Origin of the sequence: Myxococcus vastator, from assembly GCF_010894475.1 — a bacterium.
In the GTDB taxonomy this organism is placed as follows: domain Bacteria; phylum Myxococcota; class Myxococcia; order Myxococcales; family Myxococcaceae; genus Myxococcus; species Myxococcus vastator.
In genome coordinates this window covers 1-7,601 of the sequence record NZ_JAAIYB010000409.1, presented here as the reverse complement: position 1 = coordinate 7,601, position 7,601 = coordinate 1, and the positions used below count along the sequence as shown (strand labels likewise).

General features: G+C 71.1%; 7 protein-coding genes. All 7 read right to left on the bottom strand.

Annotated features, from left to right (window positions below; translation table 11 throughout):
• Positions 1-452: transcription antitermination factor NusB (locus G4D87_RS29765; RefSeq protein WP_371928617.1), on the bottom strand; the 452-nt coding region annotated here is incomplete at its 3' end.
• 130 nt (positions 453-582) lie between these two features.
• Positions 583-2,214 (bottom strand): metallophosphoesterase, encoded by a 1,632-nt coding sequence (locus tag G4D87_RS29760; protein ID WP_163786082.1) that lies wholly within the window; start codon positions 2,212-2,214, stop codon positions 583-585.
• A gap of 129 nt (positions 2,215-2,343) precedes the next feature.
• Positions 2,344-3,129, bottom strand: a complete 786-nt coding sequence (locus G4D87_RS29755) for a hypothetical protein (protein WP_163786081.1) — start codon at positions 3,127-3,129, stop codon at positions 2,344-2,346.
• The gene (locus G4D87_RS29750; protein WP_163786080.1) at positions 3,126-3,836 is read right to left on the bottom strand and encodes a DUF4956 domain-containing protein; all 711 of its coding nucleotides are present in this window, start codon (positions 3,834-3,836) and stop codon (positions 3,126-3,128) included. The genes G4D87_RS29755 and G4D87_RS29750 overlap by 4 nt, the downstream gene beginning before the upstream one ends.
• A 9-nt stretch (positions 3,837-3,845) precedes the next feature.
• Positions 3,846-5,546 carry a dTMP kinase gene (gene tmk / locus G4D87_RS29745; RefSeq protein ID WP_163786079.1) on the bottom strand — a complete coding sequence of 567 codons (1,701 nt, stop codon included), beginning with the start codon at positions 5,544-5,546 and terminating at the stop codon, positions 3,846-3,848.
• A gap of 6 nt (positions 5,547-5,552) precedes the next feature.
• On the bottom strand, positions 5,553-6,266 hold the full coding sequence (locus G4D87_RS29740) for a VTC domain-containing protein (RefSeq protein ID WP_163786078.1): 714 nt from the start codon (positions 6,264-6,266) through the stop codon (positions 5,553-5,555).
• 17 nt (positions 6,267-6,283) lie between these two features.
• The coding region (locus tag G4D87_RS29735) for a hypothetical protein (protein ID WP_240358716.1) at positions 6,284-7,601 on the bottom strand (1,318 nt) is incomplete at its 5' end.

Below are 7,601 nucleotides of genomic sequence, written 5' to 3'. Positions count from 1 at the left end.
GGGAGGGCGCTCAGGGCCTGGGCATCCGGGGGCGCCAGCGCGGACTGGCGGGCCACCAGGCCGTGGGGCTCGCCGTAGAGGACGCGCGAGGCGGCCAGCCGGAGCACGTCCTGACGCGACGTCTCCAGGCTGTCGAAGCGCGGGTGGGCGCGGGACAGCAGGAAGTCCACCGTCCGCTGGCGGCGCAGCAGGCCGTAGACGCGCTCGGCCACGGCGCGGCGCTCGTTGGAGTAGAGGTTGGCCTTGCGGCGCAGGGTGAAGTCCAGCGCGCGGTCGGCCATGCGGCCCTCGTGCCGGACCGAGGCGTACGCCTCCAGGCAGGCCTGGAGGACCAGGTCTTCTCGCAGGGGCCGCTCGGGCCGCTCGGAGGGGGCGAGTTTCTTCCTGGACGGGGCGCCGGACTTCTTCGGGGCCGACCGCGAGTGCGGGCGGGACTTGCGTTGGGTGGCCATGACGGAATGCGGCTTTGCATTCCTCGGGCCGGGTTGACAAGCGCGGAAAGCAAATCCGCCCTGGCGGACGCCCGCCCCACCTCCACGTGACGTCAGGAGGAGGGGAGCGGGCGACCAGGATGGGGAGGCCCTACTTGCGGCGCTGGCGGAGCAGCCCCGCGGCCAGCAGGGCCAGGGCCGCCGGGAGGAGCGTGGCGGTGGGGCCCGCGGCGCAGCCTCCGCTCAGGCCGTCATCCGGGGGGCCGGGCGAGTCCGGAAGCCCCGGGCGGGGCTCCGGTGCGCTCGGGTCCGTCGTGCCGGAGTCCGGCGTCTGGGGGGCCTCACCGGGCGTCTGTGTCGCCGCCACCTGGACCAGGGTGGTGGCCGTCTGCAACATCGAGCCCTGGGTGGCGGTGGCCGTCACCGTGTATTGCCCGGGAATGGCGAAGACGTGCTCGGCGACTTCTCCCTCGGCCGCGCCGCCGTCACCGAAATCCCAGGTCACCGTTGCGGCCTCGAAGGACGGCGTGGCCCGGAAGAAGGCGCGGTGAGGCACCACGCCGCGCTCCCCCTCCACGACGAGCGTCAGCTCCCCCTCCGGAAGCTGCTCCTGGGGCGGCAGCTCCTTCTGCAGCGTGAAGCGGTCCACGGTGTCTCCGTTCACTCCGAGCAGCTGCGCGGTGAGTGTGCCGTCGACCACCGTCACGTCGAGGAAGCCATAGGCCTGGTTGTCGCGGATGACGCTCCAGTCCGGCTGGCTGCCGGGGAGCTTCCGCAGCGTCGCGCCGCCGCCGCCCACCACGAGGTAGGGGATGCCCTTTTCGCCGGCCCCGGCGACGGCGTCACCCTTCATGGGCTTGCTGCGCTCGTAGTTGTGGTCGTGACCGGTGAGCACCAGGTCCACGCCGTACTTCTCCATGATGGGACCGAAGTGACGGCGCATGGAGAGCTGCGAGCCGTGCTCGCCGCTGGACCAGGGCGGGTGGTGGAAGAAGACAATCTTCCACGGCTGCGTCGACCCCGCGAGGTCCCGCTCCAGCCACGCTTTCTGCGCATCCCGCGTGCAACGGTCCGCCGACGCCAGCCCCACGGCGCAGTTGGAGTCGAGCGCCACGAAGTGCACGTGGCCCCAGTCGAACGAGTAGTAGCGCTCCGTGCCCTCGGGGTTGTTGGAGGGCAGGTAGAGGTTGTCCAGGTAGGGCTGCCCCTGGTTCGTCACGTACTCATGGTTGCCGATGGCCGCGAAGAACGGCACCCGGGCCAGCAGGGCCTCCATGGGCACGAAGAGGTTGTTCTGGATCTCCGCCTCGGTGCCATCGGCGTAGGCGTTGTCCCCCAGCGCGACGAACAGCTCCGCCTCCCGTTTGACGAGGGCCGCGGCGACCTTCCTCTGGTTCGAGCCGCCCGTGCCGAAGTCGCCCACCGCCACGAAGTGCACGCTGCGGGTTCCTGGCACCGGCGCGGTGCGGAAGCGATTGAGCGGCGTGCGCAGGCCACAGGCCGACACCTCGTACGTGTACTCGGTGCCCGGCTTCAGCCCGGTCAGCACCACCGCGTGTACCTTCCCAGCGTCCTGGGAGACAGCGGCCTGGTTGGCTGCTCCCTCGCCGTAGCGCACCTCCGCCTGGCAGTTGGCGGCGAGCCGGAAGGCAATCGTCGCCGTGTCTGGCCCCACCTTCTGCAGATACGGGTCCCGATACAGCGTCCCTGCACCCGCGGTGCTCGCCGCCAACAGCAGCGCGGCCACCCAGGGAGCAAGGTGAAAGGGGGTCTTCCGGTGCATGGGGCCTCCTCCCGAACAAGCTCGGGGTAGAGGCGCAACCGTTCAACCGCTGACCTTCATCCTGCCCCCACCCGGAGGAGGAGGCGGCGGGGCAGGGCCCCGTGTGTCCGCCGCCTCCCCGGTCAGGCGTCAGGGCTTGATGTCGTAGGACGCCAGGTCCTCGGTGCGTTCGCCTTCTTCACGCACCTTGCCGATGCCCGGGACGAGCCAGTAGAGGCGCGTCTTGTCCTGCTTCACCTCGCCGCTGTTGTTGACCTTGTCGCGCTGAATCTTGACGGCGTTGGTGAAGGTTCCGGCGCGCGTCGTCACCGTCACGCCGGATTCGAGCACCTTCCAGATGTACGTCGGGTCCTTCTGGTCCTTCGAGCCGTCGCCCATGGTGATGTGCTCGAGCACGTCGCTCTTGTACGTCCAGGGCAGGGCGTCCGGGACGCGCGCCACGGACTTCACCGTGGCCGGAGACCAGGTGGTGGAGCGGACCTGCTGGCCGTCGCGGTAGTCATCCTCGCGCAGGCGCACGACGAGCCCGTTGGTGAGCTCCACCTGCCACGAGTACTCCTCATAGAGGGTGCCGTTGAGCACGCGGTCCTGGCGGCTGTGCACCTGGACGGCGTTGATGCCCGCCTGGCCGGGGACCTCGCCAGGGCCCACCACCGTCACCTGCTTCTGGAAGTTGCCCTCGACGGGGTCCTGGATGTCATAGGTCCAGGTGCTGCCCGCGGTCAGCGGCCACAGCGACTGCGACCCGGTGGGCTCCTCTCCGTTGCCCTGTCCATCCGGTCCCCCCGGCACCACCGGCTCTCCCGGCAGTCCACCGCCGGGCGTCGGACCCTGCGAATCTCCCGCGGGCAGGCTGTTGCCGCCACACGCCACCAACCACCCCGCCGCGAACACGGCCACCCAGCTGCGCCTCATACCCGCTCCTCCCGTGTGCTCCTCGGATTCACCGCCGTCCACCGCAAGCCCCGCAGGGCCGCTCCCTCCGTGCGGCCCAGCGCCGCGGCGAGGGAGCCCGGCTCCGGCTCCTCGACTTCCAGCTCCAGCCGCCGCCCGTCGAAGTCGAGCGCGCAGCTCTTCACCATCACGTTCCGCTCACCCAGGACCCGGCGCAGCGTGGCCTCCGCGCCCACCAGGTCATCCGACTGCGCCGACAGCACCAGCCGCTGCTTCGCCGTGGCGGGGGGCGCCTCCTCGCGGTTGAAGCAATCCAGCACGAAGAGCAGGGCCATCACGAACAGCATCCCGACGGAGGCCAGCCCCAGGCTGCCGTGGCCGCACGCCATGCCCAGGCCAATCATCAGGAAGAGGATGGCCGCGTCACGCGGGTCCTTCAGTCCCGAGCGGAACCGCACGAAGCCGCCCAGGCCCACCAGCCCGAAGGCCTTCGCCAGGCTGTCGCCGATGACGGCGGTGATGACCGCCGCCGCGGCGCACAGCAGCACCTGCGCCTGAATCATGTCCGCCTTGGGCAGCGCCCGCTTCATGAGCAGGCGCCAGGGCCGCAGCGACAGCAGGGTGCCAATGATCGCCGCGGCCAGCATCCGCGGCAGAATCGCGGTGACGGACAGCGCGCTGAACTCCGCTTTCGCGCCTTCGAACAGGGCTGAGAATGGTGCGTCCATGTCGGTGACCTAGGCCTCCACCCGGGAAGAGGTGTCCACGCGGGGCGTGCGCGCGGGCTGCTGCGAGAGCGTCCGTGCGGTGGCGGCCACGGCGTAGGCGTTGCGCAGCACCGGCAGCCGGTCTGGATGCTCCGCCAGCAAGCGTTCGACGAGCGCCTGCGCGTGAGGCCCCATGGGCAGTCCCTTCAAGGAGGACAGCGCGGTGGTGGGCCACCGGCCCAGATGGTCCACACGCAGCTTCCAGGCCCGCGAGGCATCCATGCCGTCCACCGAATCCAGCGCCTCCTTCGTCTGCGGCGCGCCGCGCTCGCGCAGCGCCCAGGCTTCCTCGGTGTCCAGGCCCGTCAGCGAGCGGAGCACCAGCTTCAGCGCCTTGCCCTCCAGGGCCTCCCGCAGGCCCCGGGCCACCGGCGTGTCCAGGCCCTGGGTGCTGCGCAGCACCGCCAGCCGGTCATGCGGCAGCAGGACTTCGCGCAGCGCATCCGCCCGCGCCCCCGGAACACCGGTGAGGCTGCGCGCCACCTCCGCGAACAGCTTGCGCTGCATGCCCGCCTCGCGCACCACCCAGGACTCCTCGCAGTCCTGGCCCGCGAGCCCCGCGAGCACGTCCGCCAGCCGCCCGTCCCGCATGGCGCGCTCGCGCAGGGCCCACGCCGGGGCCGAGCCGTCCTGCTTGAGGCTGGCCAGCACCTCCGTCGGGGCCTGCGCGTACAGCCGCTGACGCAGCATGGCCGCGCGCGAGTCCGTGCGGCCCGTGAGGCTGAAGGCCACCTCCGCGGGCGCCAGGTTCGACAGCAGCTCGCGCAGGTCCATGGCCGGTACGTCATCCAGGCCCGCCATGCCGCGCGCGGTGAGGCCCGGGAAGCGCTCCGCGAAGGCCAGGCGCTGCTGGTGCGCGGCCAGGCCCGGGATTCCGCTCAACATCCACACCGCGAGCGCCGGTTCGCGCTGCTCCACGGTGTCCAGCGTCTGGAAGAAGCGCTCCTCCAGGTTCTGGAGCGTGGTGGGGCTGGCATGTGGCGGCCGGGCCGGCGCCGGGACGATGCGCTGCACTTGCTGCTCGCGCCCCTCCAGCCGGGCGACGACGGCGTCCACCAGCCGCTGCTCCAGCACGCGCAGGGGGACGTCGTTGTTCTCCAGGATGAGCCACCGCTGCGGGTCCTTGCGCGCCATCTCCAGGAAGGACTCGCGCACGCGCACCGCCAGGCCCGCGCCCACCAGCCCCTTCCGGCTGTCCCCGTCACTGGCGCGCTTGCTCTGGAGCTTGCCCAGGCGCTTGCGCAGCCGGGCGAGGTCCGGATCCACGTCCACCAGGATGACCAGGTCCGGCCACAGCCCCTGCGAGGCCAGCTCGCACGCGGGCCGCAGCTCGTCCATGGGCAGCCCGCGGCCTCCGCCGCTGAGCGCCAGTTGTGAGTACAGGTAGCGGTCGGTGATGCACACCTCGCCCCGGGACAGCGCGGGCGCCACCACTTCATCCAGCTGCTGGGCGTCCCGCGCCAGGTTGAGGAAGAACTCCGTGCGTGGAGACATCTCCAGCAGCCGGGAGTCTCGCGTCAGCTCCCGGATGCGCCGCGCCGCGGGCGCCTGCAGCTCGCCGCCCTCCCGCGCATGCGACACCCGGTAGCCCAGCCGCTTCAGCTTCGCGGCCAGCAGGTTGGAGAGCGTCGTCTTGCCGCTTCCGTCAATTCCCTCGAAGTCGATGAACACTGTGCCCTATCCCCCTGCGACGCCGTCCGAGGCGAAAGCGTGGACCTTCGCCATTCCCTCTGCGAACTTGCTGTAGGCCGGCGCTCCGCCCGGATTGAGCGACGCCAGCCACTCGGGCAGCTCCTGCCCGAGGTGCTTCACCTCCACCACCACTCGCGGCTCCACCCACTGCGCGGGCTCCAGCCGCTCCACCGACAACGCAAGCTGGGACAGCGCCTGCTCCGGCGCAATCCGGTGGTAGCGAATGTCCCGATCCACCGTCACCCGCCACGCCTGCGACGACTGGTACACGTGGCGCGTGTACGTCACCGCCAGCACCGGGCTGAGGCTGCCTCCGGCGATGAGCGGCAGCAGGCTGGCCCCGCCGCGCAGGACGCGGCCCAGGTCCGAGCGCGGCACCCAGACGCGGCGCTTCTGCGTGAGGCCGCGGCGCTCCCGTTTCACCTCCAGCACCACGCGCGCCTCGCCGTCCGCGCCCAGGTCCGGTGCGTACTCCTTCGTCCGGACCTTGAGGCAGTCGTCTGGTGTCAGCAGGGCTCGCGCCGCCAGCGGGCCACCGGGCCGGTCGAAGTACACGGACACGATGTGCGTGGGAGGCGGCAGATGCCCCTCCAGCTCCAGCGACAGGCGCGTGCCCAGGGCCGCGGCCGTCTTCTCCTCCAGCACCAGCTTGAATTCCCGCCGGAGCCTGGTGACTTCACCTTCCGCGAACGACAGCATCGTTTGGGTCTCCGTGCTCAGAAGCGTGCGCCGAGTTCGATGGAGTGCTGCAACCCTGGGAATTCATCGCCGGGGCGCAGCGCGCGCTCCGTCTGGAACTGGGCCCGGAAGCGAGTGCCGAGCAGCACGTTGAAGCCGCCCACCAGCGAATGCCCGTCCCCCCGCACCGTGTCGCCGCGAAGCTGCAGGGCCTCCACGCCCGCGACGGGCTGGATGGCCCATTCGTCGCCCACGTGGATGAGGTACTGGGCCAGCAGCATCTGCGCCGTGAAGGGACCCAGGGGCAGCCGCCCGGAAATGGCCTCGCCGGTGAAGACGAAGCCCGCCAACTTCAGCTCCGCGTCCGCGGCCACCGCGTGCTTGCGCGCTAGGTCCATGGCTTCAGAGACGTAGGTGCTGACGCCCACGGTGAGCGGCTTGAAGTTGAAGGGCCGCACGCTCACGCGCGCGGCGGCGTCCTCCTTCAACCGCACGCCCGCCTCGTCGATGGCCCCTTGGAAGAAGCCCGCGGAGACCTTGAGCCCCCAGACCTGCTTCAGCCGGACCTCGCCCATCAGCCCCATGCGACGGCCGCCCATCTGATGGGTCTCCGTGATGTACTCCTCCACCAGTCCGCGGGCCTGGATGGGCAGGTCCCACGACGACTCCAGCGAGCGCTGAAGGAAGGGCGTCTTGAACTGGCCGCCGTAGAGGCGGAAGCGCTTGCGGTCATCCGCCAGCCGCACGAAGGCGTCCTTGAGCATCTGCGAGTCCGCCAGGTCCGCCGTCACTTCGGCTTCCAGGTTGGCCAGCGACGTGCGCACGCCCACGCGAGCGTCCGCGATGGAGAGGTTGCGCTGGTACTGGTTGCGCTCGTCCGCGCGGGCCCGCGCGGACACGCGTCCGATGACGCGGATGGCCTGCGCCTCGCCCTTGGGCTTGTCGTCAATCGCGTCCGGATTCTCGCCCAGCGAGTCGTCCTGCGGCTGACCGGGCCGCTGCTTCGGCTTGCGCTGGTTCGCGTCCTGCTCGGCCTTCGCCCCGTCATCCGCTCCCGGGAGGGGCGTCACGGAGGGGGGCTGCGCGCCGGGAGGCGTCCGCGATGGCGGCGGCAGGGCCTGGGCCATGGCGCCCTCGAGCTGCGCCTGCGGGGCGCCGTCCTCCTCCGGCAGCAGCTCCGGAGGCTCCACACCGTCCACCACGCCACCTGACAGCGGATCATCCTTCACGGGCGCGGCAACTGCTTCGGTCCGCGGGCCAGGTGTCTTGGCGACAGCCCACGCCGGCATGCCCATCAAGATTGCGACGAGCAGGTTCCGCCTCGTCCGCTCATTCACCCGCCACCCGCCCATGTCC